This window comes from Sorangium sp. So ce204, from assembly GCF_051526795.1.
Taxonomy (GTDB): Bacteria; Myxococcota_A; Polyangia; order Polyangiales; family Polyangiaceae; genus Sorangium; species Sorangium cellulosum_B.
In genome coordinates this window covers 13061626-13079157 of record NZ_CP150317.1, presented here as the reverse complement: position 1 = coordinate 13079157, position 17532 = coordinate 13061626, and the positions used below count along the sequence as shown (strand labels likewise).

At 72.7% G+C, this 17532-nt stretch carries 17 protein-coding genes; 9 read left to right on the top strand and 8 right to left on the bottom strand.

The window, feature by feature from the left end; genetic code table 11:
- Window positions 1-87: 87 nt before the first annotated feature.
- Window positions 88-444 carry a hypothetical protein gene (locus tag WMF22_RS49570; RefSeq protein ID WP_437296817.1) on the bottom strand — a complete coding sequence of 119 codons (357 nt, stop codon included), beginning with the start codon at window positions 442-444 and terminating at the stop codon, window positions 88-90.
- A 420-nt stretch (window positions 445-864) separates the two neighbouring features.
- On the opposite strand from WMF22_RS49570, the gene WMF22_RS49565 reads away from it, so the two are divergent.
- From WMF22_RS49565 to WMF22_RS49555, 3 genes are all read left to right on the top strand, one after another.
- A complete protein-coding gene (locus tag WMF22_RS49565) occupies window positions 865-2931 on the top strand; it encodes a hypothetical protein (protein ID WP_438034280.1) in 2067 nt (688 codons plus the stop codon).
- Between the two features lie 241 nt (window positions 2932-3172).
- The gene (locus tag WMF22_RS49560; RefSeq protein WP_437296815.1) at window positions 3173-3682 is read left to right on the top strand and encodes a hypothetical protein; all 510 of its coding nucleotides are present in this window, start codon (window positions 3173-3175) and stop codon (window positions 3680-3682) included.
- Between the two features lie 303 nt (window positions 3683-3985).
- Complete coding sequence (locus tag WMF22_RS49555) at window positions 3986-4597, top strand: hypothetical protein (protein WP_437296814.1); 612 nt, start codon at window positions 3986-3988, stop codon at window positions 4595-4597.
- Between the two features lie 18 nt (window positions 4598-4615).
- Here WMF22_RS49555 and WMF22_RS49550 read toward each other — a convergent pair whose 3' ends face one another.
- From WMF22_RS49550 to WMF22_RS49535, 4 genes are read right to left on the bottom strand one after another with little or no spacing between them, the layout of a single operon-like run.
- Window positions 4616-5782, bottom strand: coding sequence for an NADH-quinone oxidoreductase subunit D (locus WMF22_RS49550; protein WP_437296813.1), 1167 nt, complete (start codon window positions 5780-5782; stop codon window positions 4616-4618).
- The gene (locus tag WMF22_RS49545; protein WP_437296812.1) at window positions 5779-6327 is read right to left on the bottom strand and encodes an NADH-quinone oxidoreductase subunit C; all 549 of its coding nucleotides are present in this window, start codon (window positions 6325-6327) and stop codon (window positions 5779-5781) included. Before WMF22_RS49545 ends, WMF22_RS49550 begins: the two co-directional genes overlap by 4 nt.
- A gap of 33 nt (window positions 6328-6360) precedes the next feature.
- Complete coding sequence (gene nuoB / locus WMF22_RS49540; RefSeq protein ID WP_012241670.1) at window positions 6361-6909, bottom strand: NADH-quinone oxidoreductase subunit NuoB; 549 nt, start codon at window positions 6907-6909, stop codon at window positions 6361-6363.
- Window positions 6906-7418, bottom strand: coding sequence for an NADH-quinone oxidoreductase subunit A (locus WMF22_RS49535; protein ID WP_012241669.1), 513 nt, complete (start codon window positions 7416-7418; stop codon window positions 6906-6908). The genes nuoB and WMF22_RS49535 overlap by 4 nt, the downstream gene beginning before the upstream one ends.
- A 169-nt stretch (window positions 7419-7587) precedes the next feature.
- Between WMF22_RS49535 and WMF22_RS49530 the strand changes: the two genes are divergently transcribed.
- A complete protein-coding gene (locus WMF22_RS49530; RefSeq protein ID WP_438034279.1) occupies window positions 7588-8412 on the top strand; it encodes an undecaprenyl-diphosphate phosphatase in 825 nt (274 codons plus the stop codon).
- 117 nt (window positions 8413-8529) lie between these two features.
- Window positions 8530-9672 carry a mannose-1-phosphate guanylyltransferase gene (locus WMF22_RS49525; protein ID WP_438034278.1) on the top strand — a complete coding sequence of 381 codons (1143 nt, stop codon included), beginning with the start codon at window positions 8530-8532 and terminating at the stop codon, window positions 9670-9672.
- Window positions 9673-9677: 5 nt separating this feature from the next.
- On the opposite strand, the gene rsmI is transcribed toward WMF22_RS49525, so the two are convergent.
- The gene (gene rsmI, locus WMF22_RS49520) at window positions 9678-10556 is read right to left on the bottom strand and encodes a 16S rRNA (cytidine(1402)-2'-O)-methyltransferase (RefSeq protein WP_438034277.1); all 879 of its coding nucleotides are present in this window, start codon (window positions 10554-10556) and stop codon (window positions 9678-9680) included.
- A gap of 3 nt (window positions 10557-10559) precedes the next feature.
- Window positions 10560-11855: an RNA polymerase factor sigma-32 gene (locus WMF22_RS49515; RefSeq protein ID WP_437296807.1), complete on the bottom strand. Its 1296-nt coding sequence runs from the start codon at window positions 11853-11855 to the stop codon at window positions 10560-10562.
- Window positions 11856-12000: 145 nt separating this feature from the next.
- Here WMF22_RS49515 and WMF22_RS49510 point away from each other — a divergent pair, with 145 nt between their 5' ends.
- From WMF22_RS49510 to miaA, 3 genes are all read left to right on the top strand, one after another.
- A complete protein-coding gene (locus tag WMF22_RS49510; protein ID WP_437296806.1) occupies window positions 12001-12672 on the top strand; it encodes a hypothetical protein in 672 nt (223 codons plus the stop codon).
- Complete coding sequence (gene mutL / locus WMF22_RS49505; RefSeq protein ID WP_438034276.1) at window positions 12669-14711, top strand: DNA mismatch repair endonuclease MutL; 2043 nt, start codon at window positions 12669-12671, stop codon at window positions 14709-14711. Before WMF22_RS49510 ends, mutL begins: the two co-directional genes overlap by 4 nt.
- A gap of 62 nt (window positions 14712-14773) precedes the next feature.
- On the top strand, window positions 14774-15652 hold the full coding sequence (miaA, locus tag WMF22_RS49500) for a tRNA (adenosine(37)-N6)-dimethylallyltransferase MiaA (protein WP_438037347.1): 879 nt from the start codon (window positions 14774-14776) through the stop codon (window positions 15650-15652).
- A gap of 60 nt (window positions 15653-15712) precedes the next feature.
- On the opposite strand, the gene WMF22_RS49495 is transcribed toward miaA, so the two are convergent.
- Window positions 15713-16444: a hypothetical protein gene (locus tag WMF22_RS49495; RefSeq protein WP_438034275.1), complete on the bottom strand. Its 732-nt coding sequence runs from the start codon at window positions 16442-16444 to the stop codon at window positions 15713-15715.
- Between the two features lie 625 nt (window positions 16445-17069).
- On the opposite strand from WMF22_RS49495, the gene WMF22_RS49490 reads away from it, so the two are divergent.
- Window positions 17070-17522: a nuclear transport factor 2 family protein gene (locus WMF22_RS49490; protein WP_438034274.1), complete on the top strand. Its 453-nt coding sequence runs from the start codon at window positions 17070-17072 to the stop codon at window positions 17520-17522.
- Window positions 17523-17532 lie beyond the last annotated feature (10 nt).

Genomic DNA, 17532 nt, shown 5'->3' with positions numbered 1-17532 from the left:
GCGGCGACTCCTTGAACGGGGCAGGCGGCGCCCCGGGAGCCCGGACGCGCGACGCGCGTCCGGGCCGCCCAGGGTGCGCCTACGGGTTCACTTCTTGTCGGCGCCGAGCTCGACGCCCTTGGCGATCGCGGCCGAGACGAGGGCGTCCTGGCCCATGACGTCGAGCGCCTTGTCGTGCATGCGGATGACGCTCTCGAGCTGCCCCTCGTCGAGGCCGTCGAAGGACGAGTTCGACGAGACGCTGATCGAGCTGACCGAGGAGAAGCAGCCGCTCGTACAGGCGGAGCTCAGCGGGACGGCCTGGAGCGTCTCGTTGCTCTTCTCGCTGATCTTCTTGAGGGTGAGCTCGAGACGCTGCACGCCGGCCTTCGTGTCGACGACGTCGGTCGCGCCGGCGGTCGTCTGCGTCTCGAACATCGACTCGGTATTCTGGATGGTGAGCATGGCAATCTCCTTACAGACGTTGACTACGTATCGACGCGCGCGGTCGCTCGCGAGGATTCGCGAACGACCGCGCGCGCCCTCTCGGATGCGCTCCGAAGAGTCCTTGAGGTCCAAGGCGGCATGTCGCCTGTGACACCCCGTGTTCGTCGAGCCGGACAGCGAGCGTGCCTTCCGGCGCCGCTCCAGCCCCGAGGCTCGCGGTCCTTCAAGCAACGCGCATGCCGCGGAGCCCGAGCTCACGACCGCAGCCCGGGACCGGCGGAGCGCCGGCCAGGGCGCAAGCGGCATCCCCGGGATGCGGCCGTCGATGCGCAACTACGCGCGCAAGTGAGCGAGGTTTCGCTCAACATGCGCACGCAGATCTCCGGGGCCCCTCGGGGACGAGGAGCGCGTATCGTTCCCGCGAGGCACCGAAGCACCATGCGTCGAGACCGGCTCGCCCTCTCTCTCTTGCTCCTGCAGATCACCCTGCTCGCTGCGTGCGTGCAGCGCCTTGACCCGGCCGGCGGCGCAGGGACGGACGCCGGGCCCGCGTTCCCTTGCCCGCCGGGCGCGGTGGAGACCGGCGCGGGCTGCGAGCCGGCGGGGGTCCCGCCCGGGCGGTGCGGGAGCGGCTTCACGCCCGATGGTGCGCAGGGCTGCGTGGCCGTCCTGCCGGCGGAGGCGGGCCCGGAAGGTCAGATGGCCGTCCCCGGCGAGGCGGCGTGGCGGGAGGTCGCTCCGTGCGGGGCGGGGCCGTGGGGCGGCGCGCCGATCGATGGGACGACCGAGTTCGTCGACGCGGCCTACGCCGGGGCGGACAGCGACGGCACGGAGGCCAGACCGTGGACGACGATCCAGGACGCGATCGACCGCGCGGCCGAGGGCGCCGTGATCGCGATCGCGGAGGGCAGCTATGCCGAAGAGCTGCTGATCTCAGGGCAGCCCGTGCGCCTCTGGGGCCGGTGCCCCGCGCGCGTCGAGATCGTCGGGCCGCCCGCGGCGATCGCCGTCCAGGTCGACAGGGGCGCGAGCGCCACGGAGATCCACGACCTCGCTGTCCGCGGGCAGGGCATGGGCCTCGGCGTGGCGAACGCGCGCGATGTCCTGATCGAGCGGGTCTGGATCCACGACACCAGCGATGTCGGCCTCCTCGCCGCAGGCCTGGAGTCCGAAACGAGCCTGACCGTGCGCGGGGCGCTCGTGGAGCACACGACGGGCGCTGGCATGGTCGTGGCCGACGCCGCCGTGACGCTGGAGGGCACGGTCCTGCGCGATATCGATCTCGCCACCGGGGACCGGGGGCACCCGTTCTACGGCCATGCGATGGCGATGCAGGTCGAGTCGTTCGAGCGCCGCGCGAGCGTGACGGCGCGATCCGTCGTTATCGAGCGCGTCGGGGGGCTCGGTATCCGGTTCTCCGGGGCGGACGGCGTCGTCGAGGACAGCGTCGTCCGCGACGTCACCTGGCTCGCGGCGGAGCTGCCGGGCACCGGGCTCGCGGCGACCCAACTCCGGGGCTTCGATCCCGGGACCCTCACGGTCCGGGGAAGCGTCCTGGAGCGGAACCACACCGCCGCCATCGCGATGATCGGCGCGGAGGCGACCATCGAGGCGACGGTCGTGCGCGACACGGGTCTGGCGCCGGCGGAGGGTGATCCGGGCCACGGCGTGGGCCTCTACACCGAGCCGAGCCGCGTCGACGGCCGCCCCGCCCGCGTGGCGCTGCGGCACGTCCTCGTCGAGCGGAGCCGAGAGAGAGGGGTCGTCGTCAACGGCTCCGACGTCGAGATCGATGGCCTCCTCGTGCGGGAGATCATCCCCGGCGCGCCGGACTACGGCGCGGGGCTCGAGATCGCGCACGATCGACGGCGCGCGAGCGCCCAGGTGCGCGGCAGCGCGGTGGAAGGCAGCTACGGGATGGGGATCGCCGTCTTCGGGGCCGACGCGACCCTGGACTCGACCGTTGTGCGCGACACGAGGCCGCTGCCGTCGAACGAGGAAGTCGGCCGGGGCGTCAATGTCCAGTCGCTGCCCGACCTCGGCGAGCGCGCGAGCGCGCACCTGCGCAACGTCCTTATCGAGTCGAGCAGGGACGGCGGCCTCTTCCTCAGCGACTCGGACGCGACCGTCGACGCGACGACGATCACGGACACCCTGGGGCGCACGCTCGACGGCGGGAACGGCTACGGCTACGGCATCATCGCCTACAACAACGAGACGGGCCAGGCGGACGCCCTCGTCAGGGACAGCGTGATCGAGCGGAGCGCCGCGGCCGGCATCTACAACGTCGGCGCGACGGTGCGGCTCGCGTCGACGACCTTCACGTGCGAGCCGCTCGACCTCGTGAGGTACGTCGATGAGCGCTCCCCGGCGGTCTACGAGGATCTGGGCGGGAACGTCTGTGGCTGCGATGGCCGCACCATCGACTGCAAGGCGGAGCCGACGCGCCTCGAGCCCCCCCGCGCGCTGCCGCCGCCTCCGCCGCTGCCCGCGAGCGAGGATTGAGGCTCCGCGAAAGCTCGTTCAGGCGTGGCGCGTCGGCGCCGCAACGCTCGCTGGTCTCGAGCTTGCATGAGTAGCCGTTTGCCCTGCCCCCCTTGCCGCCGCCCGGCGAGGGCGGGCCGGTGCTCGACCCCCGACGCTCACCGTCAGCCACGCGGAGTTGCGCGCCCACCCGGCCTGGGCGGGCTACAATCACACCGCCGCCCAGTTTCTGCTGGCGTTCGGCATCCCCAATGAGGAGCTGGTGAGCCGGGTCGAGGCCTTGGTCGGTGACTCGCTGCACGGGGAGGACCTGTACTGGGGCAACCTGTACGGCCCTGCCGTGGAGATCACCCGCGGCTGCCCGGCGGGCGAAGCCGAGTGCACGACGGCCCACGTCGACCTCGATCTGGCCTACAGCACATGGCTGCCCGACCCCGAGGTGGACGTCGACTTCGATCTGGATTTCGTGTGCGCTGACGGCGCGCTCAGCATCGTCACGAGCAACCTCGAGGTCGATGCGGACTCCGATTGGTACTACGAGGTCCTGGGTCTCGGCCTGCTCGAGATATTGGACTACAAGGTCCGGCGGGGCGTGGAGGCAGCCTGGGAGGAGCTCTCGCAGACGCTCGACGTCGGCGCGGAGTGCCGCGTCAACGTGACCCCCGAGGGCGGCCTCTCGATCGAGGCCGCGCCGAGATCGGCCGGGCCCCGCGTGCGACCCCGGCTCGGGGTCTTCGAGGGCGCCATCAATTCACAGGTCGTGCGCCCCTGATCAAGTTCGCGCGAATGCCAAGCCACAAGTAAGCTAGCCTACTTCATCACCTCGGGCGCGCGGGATGACGGACGCCGAGACGCGCGGCCGGGAGAGCGCCTCGGCGGCGCGCGGCGATGCTCGCGCCGGATGGCGATGTTTTTTCTTCTGACGAGGAAGGAAAAATCGACCGTGGTCGTAGTATCTTCACGCGCCGCGCGCCTCCCGGTCGACGATTCAACCCGCTCGCTTCCTTCGACGGAGCCGCCCTCGGACGCCGCGCGGACTATTATCAGGTGAACATTCTCGATGATGGAGCGCTCGATGACACGGATGAAGCTTCTTGGAACGCTGATGGTCGGGCTCGCGCTCGTTGCGTGCGGCGATGATGGCGAGGAGAGCAATCCTTCCGGCTCCGGCAGCACCAGCGGCACCGGCGGCACGGACGGCAACGGCGGCAACGGCGGCACGGACGGCACCGGCGGCAACGGCGGCACGGACGGCACCGGCGGCACGGACGGCACCGGTGGCGACGTCGGGGGCGACCTCGACGACAAGCAGCTGGGCGACCTGACGGACGAGGAATCGCAGGCGGTGTGCGACGAGATCGCCGCGTCGGCCAGCGACATCTCGAAGGAGGACGCGTGCGAGTTCGCCGGCTTGGTCGCAGCCGCGCTCGGCGGCGCCGATTGCGCGACCGCCAAGGAAGAGTGCATGAACGATCCCGAGGAGCCTTCGGAAGAGGGGATGTGCCCCACGGACCAGTTCGCGGAGTGTACCGCCACGGTCGCCGAGTACAAGGCGTGCACGGGCGCTCAGATCGAGTTCATCAAGTCGCTCACGTGTGAATCGACCCTCGACCTCTCCGCGGAGCCGCCTCCGGAGTGCCAGGCCCTCAGCGAGAAGTGCCCCGAGCTCGGCGGCGGGGAGCCCTGAGGCTTCCCCGTCGCCCGCTCACCGGTCGATCTCGGGCGCCACGACGTCGAAGCTCGCGATGAGCGCCACGAGATCGGCCAGGAACAGCCCGGGGCTCTTGGCCTCGATCATCGCCATCGCGGTGAAGCTCCCTGTCCTGAAGCGCGCCCGGTACGCCTCCTCCGCGCCACGCCCGATGACGTAACAGCCCATGTCGCCGCGGGCGCTCTCGATGCGAGCGTACGCCTCCCCGTCGGGCCGCATCTTCTTCGGCAGCTTGCCCAGGACGTCGTCCTCCGGGTGCTCATCGATCTTGTCGAGCGCCTGGCGGAGGATCTTCGCCGACTCGCGGCACTCCTCGACACGGACGTAGAACCGGTCCCAGCAGTCTCCCACGGTCCCGTAGCGCCCGCGCCCCACGGGGACGTCGAACTCGAGCTCGGGGTAGACCGAATAGGCGTCCTCCTTGCGGAGATCCCATTTCACGCCGGACGCGCGCAGGTTGGGGCCGACGAGCCCCCAGTCCTTCGCCTCCTCGGCCGTGACCACGGCGACGTTGGCGAGGCGCTTGATGAAGATGTCGTTCAGGCTGATGAGCCGGTCGAACTCGACCATGATCGGCTCGAAGCGGTCGAGCCACTGCTTCACCTTGTCGGCCCACCCCTTCGGCATGTCGAACGACACGCCGCCGATGCGGTGGTAATTGAAGGTGAGCCGCGCGCCGCACAGCTCCTCGATGAAGTCGTTGATGTACTCCCGCTCTCGCAGCGCCCACGGGAAGGGCGTGACCGCGCCGACGTCCATCGCCATCGCGCCGAGCGCGATCATGTGGCTCCCGATCCGGTTGAGCTCGCAGGAGATGACGCGGAGGTACTGCGCCCGCTTCGGCACCTCGATGCCCATCAGCTTCTCGCAGGCGCTCGCCCAGGCCTCGTTGGCGAACATCGCCGCGATGTAGTCGACGCGATCGGTGTACGGCATGAAGCCGCTGTACGTGCAGCGCTCGCCGATCTTCTCGATGCTCCGGTGCAGGTAGCCGACGTCCGGCACCGCCTTCCGGATGATCTCGCCGTCCGTCGAGATGACGAAGCGGAGCACGCCGTGGGTCGACGGGTGATGAGGCCCCATGTTGAGGGTCATCTCGTCTTCCATCTCGGCGCCCGGCTCCGCGCCCCCGCGGTCGACGCTGAAGATGACCTGGCTCATGACGCCTCCGCGTCCTTCTTCGGGAGCTTGATCTTGAAGAGCTCGACGGGGTTCGGCCGCTGCGTCGGGATGCCGTGGTACTCCGCCTTCTCCTGCCAGTCCTTGCGCAGGGGGTGCCCCTCCCAGTCGTCGGGCAGGAGCAGGCGGCGGAGATCCGGGTGCCCCTCGAAGCGCACGCCGAGCAGGTCGAAGCACTCCCGCTCCTGCCAGTTCGCCGCCGACCACACGTCGACGAGCGTCGACACCACAGGGCTCTCCCGGTCGAGGAACACCTTCAGGACGACCCGGTGCTTCTTCGCGTAAGAGTAGATGTGATAGACGACGACGATCTTCTCGAGATCGGGATAGTCGACCCCGGTGATGCACTCCAGGTAATCGAAATCGAGCTCCGGCGCCTCGCGCAGGAGCCGGCACACGGGCTCGATCTTCGCGGGCGCGACCTGGAGCCAGGCGTCGCGATCCTTCGGGGACACGGGGTGGAAGTCGAAGACCGCGTCTTCGCCGAGCTTCGCCTGGAGCGCCTGGAAGATAGCTTCGGGTGACATGGGAGATCCCGGGAGGTGTCGAGAGGAGAGGGCTCAGCCGCCCGTCGCGCCGCGGCGGCCGAGGGCCCGCTCGCTCTTGATCTTCTCCTGGATCTTGAGGAGCCCTTCGAGCAGCGCCTCGGGGCGCGGGGGGCAGCCGGGCACGTAGACGTCGACCGGGATGATCTGATCCACGCCCTTGCAAACCGAGTAGGCGTACTGGAAGAGGCCCCCGCAGTTCGAGCAGCTGCCCATCGAGATGACGAAGCGCGGCTCCGACATCTGGTCATAGAGGCGCTTCACGCGGGTCGCCATCTTGTACGTCAGCGTCCCCGCGATGATGAACAGGTCGCTCGACCGGGGGCTCGGCCGCGGCGCGGCCCCGAAGCGCTCGAGATCGCCGCGGGGGCCGCCGGTCTGCATGAGCTCGATGGCGCAGCAGGCCAGGCCGAAGAGCATGTACCAGACGCTGTTCGACCGGCCCCAGTTGAGCAGCCAGTTGACTGTCTGATCGACGCTCGTCGTGATGACGCCGCCGCCGTCGCTCTCGTACTTCGCTTCCCACCCGCGGGGCGGGGCCATCAGGTTCAGGTTCGATGTCATGACTCCGCACCTCCCTCGGCGGCCGCCGCCTGACCCGGGAGGCCCGCCGGCGCGCCTTCGCCCGCGCCCGCGAGCGGCGCGCGCGGTCGAGCCCGGCTGCTCACGTTCTGAGCCCCGCGCGGATCCCCCTTGATGGAGCGGATCCAGTTGAAGTCGCCCTTCACCCAGACATAGGCGAAGCCGAGCATCAGGATGGCAACGAAGAGGAAGATCTCGATCAGCGCGAAGAGCCCGCTGCCCTGGTCCACCCAGCGCTTGAACACGGCCGCGACCGGGTAGATGAACGCTATCTCGACGTCGAAGATGATGTAGACGAGCGCGATGATGTAAAAACGCGGGTTGAAGTTGAACCACGCGGGCCCGACAGGCGCTTCGCCGCACTCGTACGTCTCGACCTTCTCGGCGTACATGTTGTTCGGGCGCAGCAGCCTCCCGAACAGCAGAGAGCCGAGCATGAAGCCGATCGCCACCAGAAAGAACGCGGCAACGCTGGCGTAGGCCATCAACATCGGGCGGAACCTCGCTCGGCTCGCCCCCCTCGTTTCAGGCGAGAGGGGTCGGATCCAGGGGTGGTTATGTAGGTGAAAAGCTGAACCGCGGCAAGCCGGCAGACCCTGGCCCCGCCGGCGCTGCTGCTCGGGATCGACAGGACGCGCCGAGCTGGGATATCGCTCGGATGTGGGGCTCGTTGACGTGACGGTGCTCGCGGCCGTGCAGGGGGCGGCGCAGGCGCTGCCCATCTCGGCGACCGGGCATGGCGCGGCGGCCGGGCTCTGGCTCCGCGCGGCCGACGGCGACGCGTGGGTCCTTGCCGCGCAGGCGCTCGCGGCGGCGGCGGCGCTCGCGCTCGCCGTGCGGCAGCGCCTCCTCCGCGCGCTCGGCGAGGGCGCCCGGGCGCTCGCGAGGCCGTCGCTCTTCAGGGCGTCGCCGCCGGCGCGCGACGCGGCGGGGCTCGCGCTGGGCGCCGCCGTGAGCCTGATCGTCGCGGCGGCGCTCCGTCCGTACGTCGCGCCGTGGCGGGACGCGCCGCTCGCGGTGGGGCTCGGCCTGCTCGCCACCGGCGCGGCGCTCGCGAGCACCGCGCTCGCGCCGCGGCGGGACGGCCGCGACGAGACCGACGCGCCGTCGATCGCCGGGGCGCTCGTGGCCGGCGCGGCGCACGGGATCGCGGCGCTGCCCGGCGCGTCGCGGGTCGGGGCCGCGCTCGTCGTGCTGCTCTGGCTCGGCGTCCGGCCCGCGCGCGCCGTCGAGCTCGCGCTCGCGCTGAGCCTCCCCGCGCTGCTCGTCTCGGGGCTCGCCGAGGCGCGCGCTTTCCACGGCCCGGCGCCAGACGCGGGCGCGGTGGCGCTCGGCCTCCTCGCCGCCTTCGTGAGCGCCGCCGCGGCGGCCTCCGCGCTCCGCGCCCTCGCCGAGCGGCGGCGCGTCGGCGCGCTCTCGTTGTGGGTCGTCCCCCTCGGCCTCGCGATGGTGGCCTACGCGCGCGCGCTGCCCGGCGTCGCCTGAGCGCCCTCGGCGGCCGAACCGCAACCGTGCGACCCTTTTCGACGTTCAGAGCGCACGTTCAAACCGCACGTTCAAACCGCACGTCCAGACCGCACGCCCAACCGCGGAGAAGCGCCGATGACCTCGACCGACCCCTCCATCCATGTCCTGATCCTCGCCGGCGGCGCGGGCACCCGCTTCTGGCCGGCGTCGCGCGCCGCGCGCCCGAAGCAGCTCCTGCCGCTGCTCGGCGGCGAGCCGCTGCTCGCCGCGACGGCGCGCCGCGCGCTCCCGCTGTGCGCCCGCGGCGGGCGCGCGGGCTGGGAGCGCGTCTGGATCGCGACCGGCCAGCACCTGGTCGCGCCCACCCGCGCGGCGCTGCCCGAGGTGTCCGAGCGGCGCCTGCTGGTCGAGCCAGCGCCGCGCAACACGGCGCCGTGCATCGGCTGGGCGGCCGCCACCATCGCGCGCGACGACCCCGAGGCGGTCGTCGTCGTGCTCCCGAGCGACCACCACATCGCCGACGTGCCGCGGTTCCTCGAGGCGCTGGGGGCCGCCGTCGCCTCGGCCCAGGGCGGCGCGATCACGACGATCGGCGTCCGCCCGACGCACCCGGAGACGGGCTTCGGCTACATCGAGGTGGAGGAGGCCGCCGGGGCGGAGGGCGCGGCGCCCGCAGCGCCCCGCCGCGTGCGGCGCTTCGTCGAGAAGCCGAGCCGCGAGCGCGCCGCGGAGTTCGTGGCGAGCGGCCGCTTCCTCTGGAACGCGGGGATGTTCATCTTCCGCGCCGGCGACATGCTGGCCGCGATCCGCGCCCACCTGCCGGCGCTCGCCGCGGGGCTCGACGAGATCGACCGCGCCGCCGCGCTGGGCCCGGGCGCCGAGGCGGAGGCCGTCCTGCGGGTGTTCCCGGGCCTCCCGGCCGTCAGCGTCGATCACGGCGTGATGGAGCATGTCGCCGGGCTCGCCGTGGTGCCCGGCGACTTCGGCTGGAGCGACGTGGGCAGCTGGCAGAGCGCCTGGGAGCTCGCCGACAAGGACGAGCGAGGCAACAGCGCGCCCGCGGGGTCGGTGCTGATCGACGCGCACGATAACCACGTGGTCGATCTGCGCGCGCGCGCCGCGCCCGACGATCGCCGGGTGATCGCGCTCGTCGGCGTGGAGGGCCTCGTGGTCGTCGAGACCGACGACGCGCTGCTCATCGTGCCGCGCGATCGGGCCCAGGACGTGAAGCACGCGGTCGACGCCCTGAAGGCGCGAGGGCAGGACCGCCACACGTGAGCGTGCTACTCGCGCGGCTCTTCCCGCCGCGCCACCGCCCGCGCGTAGATCTCGCGCCGCGGTAGCCCGAGCTCCACCGACAGCTCCTCGGCGATGTGCTTCGCCCGCCTCCCCTGGGCGAGCTCCCGATCGATGCGCGCGTCGAGCGCCTCGTCGCTCAAGCGCGCGCCCTCCGCGGCCGGCGCCGCGGGCGCGAGCACGAGCGTGATCTCCCCGAGCCACTCCCGCTCGATCGCCGCGAGCTCCTCCACGCTGCCGCTCAGGATCTCCTCGTGCACCTTCGTCAGCTCGCGCGCGACGACGGCGCGCCGCCCGGGCATCCGCTCGGTGAGCTCGGCCAGCGTCTCGCGGAAGCGCCGCGGCGACTCGAACAGCACCACCGCCTCCGGCGTCGACGTGACGAGGGCCAGCGCCTCGCGCCGCTCGCGCCCGCCGCGGGGCAGGAACCCGACGAAGCGGAAGCCCCCCGTCACGAGCCCCGACGCGCTCACCGCCACCATCACCGCGCTCGGCCCGGGAATCGCCACGACGCGCGCCCCCGCCTCCGTGGCCGCGCGCACGAGCGCCGTCCCCGGATCGCTCACGACCGGCGTGCCGGCGTCGGTCATGAAGGCGATCGACTCGCCCGCCGCGAGCCGCGCGGCCGCGCGCGCCGCGTCCGCCTCCGAGGCGTGCGCGTCGAACCGGTCGACCGGCTTGCCCGAGACGCCGAGGTGGCCGAGGAGCGCCCGGGCCCGCCGCGTGTCCTCCGCGAGGATCCGGTCCGCCCCGCGCAGCGTCTCGACCGCGCGCAGCGTGATGTCGCCGAGGTTGCCGATCGGCGTCGCCACCACGTAGAGGCACCCGCGGCCGCTCGACCCGCCCTGCTCGCCGCCGCTCGACACGGCCTAGTCCATCTCGACGGCGTCGCCGAGCTCCTCCTGGAGGTACGTCCGCAGCTTGGACTGGAGCCGCGCCTCGAGCTGGCGCACGCGCTCGCGCGAGATGCCGAACTCGTTGCCGAGCTCCTGGAGCGTGAGCGGATCCTCCGCGGCCATGCGCTTGTCGAAGATGATCACGTCCTTGCCCTTCAGCGTCTCGCGGAACTTCGAGAGCCGATCGTGGACGAGCTTGCCCATCTCGCTCGCCTCGTACGCGGTGTCCGGGCTCGCCCCCGACGACACGAGCAGCTCGACGCGCGGGATCGTCCGGCCCTCGAGGTCGCCGACCGGAGCGTCGAGCGAGGCCTCGCCGCTCGCGAGGCGGCGGTCCATGTCGACGACCTCCTTCTCCTCGACCGACAGGCGCTTCGCGATCTCCGCCGCCGTGGGCTCGATGCCCATCGCCGAGAGCTTCGCCTTCTCCTTGTTGAGGTTGAAGAAGAGCTTCCGCTGCGCCTGCGTCGTGCCGAGCTTCACGAGGCGCCAGTTGTTGAGGATGAAGCGGAGGATGTACGCGCGGATCCACCAGGCCGCGTAGGAGGAGAGCTTCACGCCGCGGTAGGGGTCGTAGCGCTTCACGGCCTGCATCAGGCCGATGTTCCCCTCCTGGATGAGGTCCATGATGTTCTTGTAGGCGCGCCGGTACTCGTACGCGAGCTTGACCACGAGCCGCAGGTTCGCCGTCACGAGCCGCGCGGCGGTCGCGACGTCCTGCGTCTTCGTGTACTTGATCGTCAGCTCCTTCTCCTCGTCCGGCGTGAGCAGCGCGTGGCGCTGCACCTCGCGCAGGTAAGCCTGCAGCGGGTCCGTGCGCGACAGCGCGGCGTCGCTGCCGCCGCCGCCGCCGCGGCCCTCGCCGCCGCTGGCCCGCGCGGAGCGCGGCAGCTCGATGTCGTTCAGATCGAGGCTCGCGTCGTCGATCACCTCGCCGACGACCTCCACGACGTCCCCCTCGTCGACGTCGCCCGCCCTCGCGGCGCCGCTCTCGGGCGCGCCGTCCGCCTCGTCGTCGTCCTCGCGCGGGCCCTCGTCGTCGCTCTCCGCGGGCTGCGCTTCGCCGCCGCGCGCGCGCCCGCCGTCCTTCGCGGTGGAGCGCGCGCGGCGCTTCGCCGCAGGCCGGGGGGCCGCGTCCGAGTCGGGCCGGAGCTCCGCGCCTTCATCCTCCGCTCCGGCCTGGAGCCCCGCCTTCGCCACCCCGTCGGGCTGGGGCGCTCCGGTCCCCTTCGTTCGCTTCGTTCGCGGCTCGCTCTTGCTCTTCGCCACCCGGACCTCGTCCTCGAAGTTCTAGTACAGCCCCGCCGCACCGCGCCACCTGTGCCGGCGCGCAGGCGCGCGGGCGCTTCGCGATCCGGAGGCTACCCGCTCCGCGATCCGCAGGTAAGGAAGAGAGCGCGCGAGATCGGAGAACGTGCTACACGCCAGCCTCCTCCACGTGGACTCGCACCGCCCTCCGCGCCCGCGCTCGCTGCGCCCCTGGTACCTGGTGGCCACCATGCTGCTCACCTGGCTCATCGGCGTGCGCGGCTTCATGGCCGGGTGCGGGACGGCCATGTACCTGCGCGCCGGCATGGCCCCCGACGTCATGGCCGTGGCCGAGCAAGCGCGCGACCAGGGGGATCCGTTCCAGTTCACGTTCCTCGTGCTCGAGGCCGCGCAGGCGCGCGCGCTGAGCCTGTACCAGGACGTCTCCTTCCCCCTCAGCATCGGGAAGCTGCTCCTCGGCGGGCTGCTCGTCGTCGCGAGCGGGCTGGCGCTCGGCGGGCGGCCCGGCACGCGCGGCTTCGTCCTCCAGGTCCTCGTCGCCAACCTGGCCTTCGCCGCGGTCGAGTACGCGCTCACGCGGGGCGTCCGCGGCGCCTGGATCGACATGGTGGCGCAGGCGGGGGCGCTCCTTCCGCCGGACATCCCCGAGCGCGCGGGCCTCACGAACACCGGCCTCTGGTGGACCGCCGAGCGGGTGCGCTTCGTGATCTTCGAGCTGGCCGTCTTCGGCTCCGCCGCCGTGGCGCTGACGCGGGAGCGCACCAAGATGTACTTCCAGGCGGTCGCCCGGGCGGTCGACCCCGGCGACGAGCCATGAGCACCGCGGAGAGGATCGCCGGCGCGGATCCTCGATCGACGCTCACGCAGGCCGAGGAGCGGAGGGTCGCCATCCTCCCGGACGACCTCGCCAACCAGATCGCGGCGGGCGAGGTGGTCGAGCGGCCGGCGAGCGTCGTGAAGGAGCTCGTCGAGAACGCGCTCGACGCGGGCGCGCGCCGCATCCGCGTCGACATCGAGGGGGGCGGTGTCGGCCTGGTGCGCGTCGCGGACGACGGGCGCGGGATGAGCCGCGAGGACGCCTCCCTCGCGGTGCTCCGCCACGCCACGAGCAAGATCGCCCGGATCGACGACCTCCGCAGCATCCAGAGCTTCGGCTTCCGCGGCGAGGCGCTCCCGAGCATCGCCTCGGTGAGCCGCTTCTCGCTGCGGACGCGGCGCGACGGCGAGTCCGAGGGGACGGAGATCCGGATCGAGGGCGGCGGCGCGGCGCAGGCCATCCCCTGCGGGTGCGCCGCCGGCACCGTGGTCGAGGTGCGCGATCTCTTCTTCAACGTCCCCGCGCGGCGCAAGTTCCTGCGCGCCGTCGGCACCGAGTCGGCGCACGTGTCCGAGATCGCGCAGGCGGTCGCGCTCGGCGAGCCGGGCGTGACGCTGGTCCTCTCGCGCGACGGGCGCGTCGCGCGGGAGTGGCTGCGCACCTCGAGCCGCGCGGAGCGGGCGCGCGCGATGCTCGCGGGCGAGGAGCTCGCGACGTGCGCGGGCCAGCGCGGGCCGCTCACGGTCGAGGCGTTCGTGTCGCGGCCGGAGCGCGCCCGCTCGGGCGCCAGCTGGCTGTGGATGTTCGTGAACGGCCGGCACGTGCGCGACCGCTCGCTGGCGCGCTCGATCGCGCTCGCCTACGGCAGCGTCCTCGAGCCGGGCCGGTACCCCATCGGCGCGGTGTTCATCGATCTGCCCGCCGAGCTCGTGGACGTGAACGTCCACCCCCAGAAGGCCGAGGTCCGCTTCGCCGACGGCCGCGCCGTCGCCGACGCGCTCTACAAGATCGTCGCCGCGCAGGTGGCCGCGGCGTTCGGCCTGCCCGCGCCGGCCCCCGGCGGCTTCCAGGGCCGCAAGGGCAAGCTCTTCGAGGACCCGGCGTCCCCGCCCGGAGACGCCTGGGTCTGGTCGAGCGGCCCCGCGGCGGAGGCGCCGGGCGCGTCGACGCCGGGCGCGTCGACGCCGGGCGCATCGGGCGAGCCGCAGGCGCCGCCGGGCGATCCGTGGGGCCTCGGCGGCGACCTCGGCGGTGTCCCGCCGGCGCGCCCGCACGCCGCGCCGGCCGGGCCGGCGGCGCCGGCGCAGCTCGGGGCGTGGGCCGACATCGCTGCGCTCGATCTCCCGGCGCGCGGCGGGCCGGGTGAGCCGCCGGCGCCCGCGCCGGGGTCGCCGCCCGTCCCCTACCCGGATCTACCGGCGCGCAGCGGGCCGCTGCTCGCCGCGGCCGAGCGCGTTGTCTCCTGGCGGTCGCTGCGCTTCCTCGCCCAGGTGCGCAACACCTTCTTCGTGTGCGAGGGGCCGGACGGCATCTACTTCCTCGATCAGCACGCGGCGGCGGAGCGCGTGACCTTCCACCGCCTGCGCGCGTCGTTCGACGGGCGCGACGTCGCCACGCAGAAGCTCCTCTTCCCGGTGATCGTCCAGGCGGCCCCCGCGGAGGTGTCGCTCGTCGAGGAGGCGCAGGAGGCGATCGCGCGGCTCGGGCTCGACGTGCGCCCGGCGGGCGCGGCGCAGCTCGCGGTGCACGCGGTGCCGACGCTGCTCCGCCGCGCGGCGCCCGAGCGCCTCGTGCGCGACCTCGTGGACGAGCTCAGCCACTCGGGCGAGCGCGCCTTCTCGGGCGCGGTCGACCTCGCGCTCGCGACGATGGCCTGCCACGGCTCGCTGCGCGCGGGCGACCCGGTGGCGCCGGAGGAGGCGCGGGCGCTGCTCACGGCGCTCGACGAGGTCGACTTCGCCGGCCACTGCCCGCACGGTCGGCCCATCGTGATGCGCGTCGGCTGGCCGGAGCTGGAGCACCGCGTGGGGAGGCGGTGAGCGAGGCGGCGCTCGAGCTCGCCCCGGACGCCGGCGCGGCCGCGCCGCCGTCGTGGGAGACGATCGCGCCGCCGGCGCCGGGTGAGCTGCTCGTCGTGGTCGGCCCGACGGCGAGCGGCAAGACCGAGCTCGCCATCCGGCTCGCGGAGCGGTTCGGCGGCGAGGTGGTGAGCGCCGACAGCGTGCAGATCTACCGGGAGTTCGACCTCGGCTCCGGGAAGCCGACGCCCGCCGAGCGGGCGCGCGCGGCGCACCACCTGGTCGACGCGGTCGATCCGCTCCAGGCGATCGACGCCCAGCGCTTCGCGGAGCTCGCCGAGGCGGCCATCGACGACATCCGCGGCCGCGGCCGGGTCCCCGTCGTCTGCGGCGGCACGTTCCTCTGGGTGAAGGCGCTCGTGCTCGGCCTGTCGCCCGCGCCACCCGCCGATCCCGAGGCGCGCGCGCGCCACCGCGCGATCGCCGACGCCGAGGGGCGCGCCGCGCTCCACGCGCGCCTCGCCGCCGTGGATCCGGAGAGCGCGGCCCGGCTCGCGCCCAACGACCTCGTGCGGGTCAGCCGGGCGCTGGAGATCTACGAGCGTTCGGGCCGGACGCAGAGCGCGTGGCACGCGGAGCACGGCTTCCGGGAGCGCCGGCACGCCGCGCGGCTGCTCGCGGTGCACCGGGACCGCACCGGGCTCGACCATCGCATCGAGGCCCGCGTCGCCGGGTGGCTCGCGCAGGGCTGGGTGGACGAGGTCCGCTCGCTCCTCTCCCGCGGCTACGGCGAAGCGCGGGCGATGGGCTCCGTCGGCTACCGGCAGGTGCGGGAACACCTGGAAGGGCGCCTGCCGGCCGACGAGCTCGCGCCGGCCATCGTGCGCGCCACACGCACCTTCGTGCGCCGGCAACGCACGTGGTTGAGGGACCAGGCGGTCGCGTACGTCGCGCTGCCATGAGCCATAAATAACAATAATTACAATATTTTACACCATGGCATCACGCCGGCGAGGCGCCGCTCATGCGCGCTCTTCGCCGGTCCCGCCGCCGCCGCGGCGCCGGCCCGGTCCGGCCAGGGGGACGCGCCACCGGACCTCGCCGTCGCAGCGCGGGCAGGCCGCGGTGGACGGCCGCGCCTCCTGGGCAAACGCGACGCGCCCGCAGTGCGAGCAGACGGTCATGTGGCGCTGATAGATGTCCGGGCCCGAGAGGATCGCCGCGGCGAACAGGCTGAGCACGACGTCGCTCAGGAAGTCGCTCTCGTGCGGCGCCGGCAGCCAGCCTGATCGGTCGCCCACAACGGTCCAGCGGACGCGCGCGCTGTACAGCGCTGCACGGAGAAACTTCCCCTCGGGGTCCGGTGCCACGAAGTCGAGCAGCGCGCTCCCCACGCGCCGCCGCGCGCGTGTGGTGAGCACCGCGACCGCCTCGGGCCGCTCGTCCAGCTCGCCGAGCGCCACGGTCTCCGCGCCCGGCTCGCGCACCGCGCGCGGGGGCCTCATCCACCCCGGAGCGATCACGTGCTCGTCGAGCCACGCCCTGAGCTCGTGCGGCTCCCAGGGGCGGGTCGTCACCTGCATGAACTGGAGCGCCCCGGCCAGGCTCGCGCTCGCGAGCATGCGCCCGCGCAGGGCGACGAACGATCGGGCCCTCCCGGCATCGGCGCGCGCGCTCCACCCGAGCCTCCTGCTCCGGCTCGCGAGGTCCGTCGGCGCGGCGCCGGGCATCGGGATCTTCAGGGAATTGCTCATGAGTTCCATGGGGTCTTCCGCCCCGCTGTGCGCCGCGGGGAGCGGCCGGCGAACCGGCGATGTGCGACGCGGTAAGCGCCCGGCGTGCCAGCCGCCGCGGAGGCCTGGATCTCCCGCGCGCGCGGGCGGCGCGCGCAGATACGGCCTGTTCGCGCGCCCGCCGGCGGCGCCGCTGCGGCCTCGAAACCGCCGTCCGCCGAGCGCGGTTGCGGGGTCCAAGCATCAGGGGGCCACCAGCGCGTCATCGACACCGCAGCTCGCTGGGCTTCATGGGCTCACCCCGGCGGCGCTCCGGGTCGACAGCCTCCCTCGAACGATGTCGAACCCCGGACGGCGAGGGGGCGGGGCCCTTCTCGCCATTTTACGTCCATGCTAGAGCAGTTTTCAGCTGAGCCTGGGACGAGCGTCGCAGAGCGGCGGTCACCCGCACAGGAGACGGGTCCAGATCGGCGTTTTCGGCGCGCAAGCGCACTCCAGTGCGCTGAGCACCGAAAACGTCGAGATGGGCCCGTCTCCTGTGCGGGTGACCGCCGCTCTAACCGCGTCTCTCCTCCGACAAGGAACGGCTCGAGAGAGCTCGCCACGGAGCACGGCGCCTCCTGCTCCACGCGACGAAAGGACGACCATGACGCGAGAGTTGAGTGACGTGCAGGCGATCCAGAATGTCGTTGTCCGGATCGCCCACCACATCGATAAGCGGCGCTGGACCGAGCTCCGCAGCCTCTATGCCGACGTCGTGGTGGCCGATTTCACGTCGGTCTTCGGGGGCGAGCCGCAGGAGCAGACGGCGGACGATCTGCTCGCGGGATGGAGCAAGTTTCACGACGCGATCGACGCATCACAACATTTCCTCGGCCCCCTCGACATCGAGGTGAAAGGAGAGCACGCCGTCGTGGAGTGCCATGTCCGCGCCCACCATCGGTTCGCGCGCGCGCCGGGCGGCGAGGACTGGCTTGTCGCGGGCCACTACCGCTATGAGCTCGCCAGGCACGCAGGCGGCTGGAAGATCTCCAGGGTCAGGTTCGAGATGTCGTACCAGACAGGCAACACGAACATGTTCGAGGAAGCGCTCAGGTAAGCCCGCCGCG

Bases quoted from the DNA above. Each gene is read 5' to 3' on its own strand.
- WMF22_RS49550 (WP_437296813.1), bottom strand. From the start codon at position 5,782: ATGAGCCAGGTCATCTTCAGCGTCGACCGCGGGGGCGCGGAGCCGGGC.
- WMF22_RS49555 (WP_437296814.1), top strand. From the start codon at position 3,986: ATGACACGGATGAAGCTTCTTGGAACGCTGATGGTCGGGCTCGCGCTC.
- WMF22_RS49535 (WP_012241669.1), bottom strand. From the start codon at position 7,418: ATGTTGATGGCCTACGCCAGCGTTGCCGCGTTCTTTCTGGTGGCGATC.
- WMF22_RS49545 (WP_437296812.1), bottom strand. From the start codon at position 6,327: ATGTCACCCGAAGCTATCTTCCAGGCGCTCCAGGCGAAGCTCGGCGAA.
- nuoB (WP_012241670.1), bottom strand. From the start codon at position 6,909: ATGACATCGAACCTGAACCTGATGGCCCCGCCCCGCGGGTGGGAAGCG.
- WMF22_RS49565 (WP_438034280.1), top strand. From the start codon at position 865: ATGCGTCGAGACCGGCTCGCCCTCTCTCTCTTGCTCCTGCAGATCACC.
- WMF22_RS49525 (WP_438034278.1), top strand. From the start codon at position 8,530: ATGACCTCGACCGACCCCTCCATCCATGTCCTGATCCTCGCCGGCGGC.
- WMF22_RS49570 (WP_437296817.1), bottom strand. From the start codon at position 444: ATGCTCACCATCCAGAATACCGAGTCGATGTTCGAGACGCAGACGACC.
- WMF22_RS49495 (WP_438034275.1), bottom strand. From the start codon at position 16,444: ATGAGCAATTCCCTGAAGATCCCGATGCCCGGCGCCGCGCCGACGGAC.
- mutL (WP_438034276.1), top strand. From the start codon at position 12,669: ATGAGCACCGCGGAGAGGATCGCCGGCGCGGATCCTCGATCGACGCTC.
- WMF22_RS49490 (WP_438034274.1), top strand. From the start codon at position 17,070: ATGACGCGAGAGTTGAGTGACGTGCAGGCGATCCAGAATGTCGTTGTC.